Source organism: Vibrio sp. Vb0667, from assembly GCF_033391095.1.
The window spans coordinates 1-1,111 of record NZ_JAWPOL010000333.1 but is presented as its reverse complement, the minus strand read 5'-3'; the positions used below and the strand labels follow the sequence as shown (position 1 = coordinate 1,111).

Sequence of the window (1,111 nt, the reverse complement as noted above, 5' to 3'; positions counted from 1 at the left end):
CCAAGCAATCCAGTACAAGCTTTTGCTAACTGCGACATGCTACAAATTATCTTTATGGCTATTTTGACAGGTCTAGCCATTCAAGCTCTGGATTCTCGTGGTGGCCCTGCTATCCGCACGTTTAAGATGGCCAATGAGATCATGATGAAGCTGGTTGGTTTGGTCATGAGTCTAGCACCTTACGGTGTGTTTGCTCTGATGATTCAACTAGGTGCAACCTTAAATGCGAATACACTGATGTCTGTTGCAGGTTACGTTGCGCTTGTCGTGGCTATGCTTGTGTTCTGGATTTTCATCTTCTATCCAATGGCAGTTGGCATTACGACTGGAACTTCTCCAAAGGCGTTTCTCCGTGCAACTCGTGAACAAATCCTATTTTCCCTATCTACGGCAAGTTCAAATGCAACCATCCCTGTAACCATGCGTACTCTGACAGAGAAACTGCAAGTTTCTAAATCAGTTGCGGGTTTTGGTGTACCGCTAGGCGCGACGATGAACATGTCAGGTGTATCTATTTACATCGCGCTTGCAACAATCTTCGTTGCTAACGCGTTTGGCCAGCCAATTAACACCGCTGATGTGTTTACACTCGGTCTGACGATTCTTCTTCTTTCTATTGGTGCTGGTGGCGTACCAGGTGGTGGTGTGGTGATGGTTGGTGTGCTTCTTCACCAATTGGGTCTTCCACCAGAAGGTTTAGCTATCATTGCAGCGGTTGACCGTATCAACGATATGTTCTGTACCTCTTCGAACGTGGTAGGGGATACCGCAGTGAACACTATTGTCGCCAAAACAGAAGGTGAGATCGGCAATCAAGAAGAAGTAGAGGCGCAGCCTGCACAAGCTAATGCCTAGTCTTGAACAATAGAGTTGAATCTATATATAGAAAGCGAGCGGAATGAGCTCGCTTTCTTGTTTTTTTATGTCACAGAAAAATAACCGCTTTTCATCATGTTTACTTTGGAAGTTGTCTCTGGAATGTGATGCATTCCCAACAAGCTTGAAAGAAATCAATTAATTCATAAAAAATACGCTTTTTTTCAATTCTGCCCTTGAAAAGCGTTTTGACGCCCTTATCTATGTGGCATAGCGAAGCAAACATTGATTATTT

At 44.0% G+C, this 1,111-nt stretch carries 1 protein-coding gene; it reads left to right on the top strand.

Features of this window, described 5'->3' with window-relative positions; all coding sequences use genetic code 11:
* On the top strand, positions 1-855 hold an 855-nt coding region (locus R8269_RS25680; protein WP_318222970.1), incomplete at its 5' end, for a dicarboxylate/amino acid:cation symporter.
* Between the last annotated feature and the right edge of the window lie 256 nt (positions 856-1,111).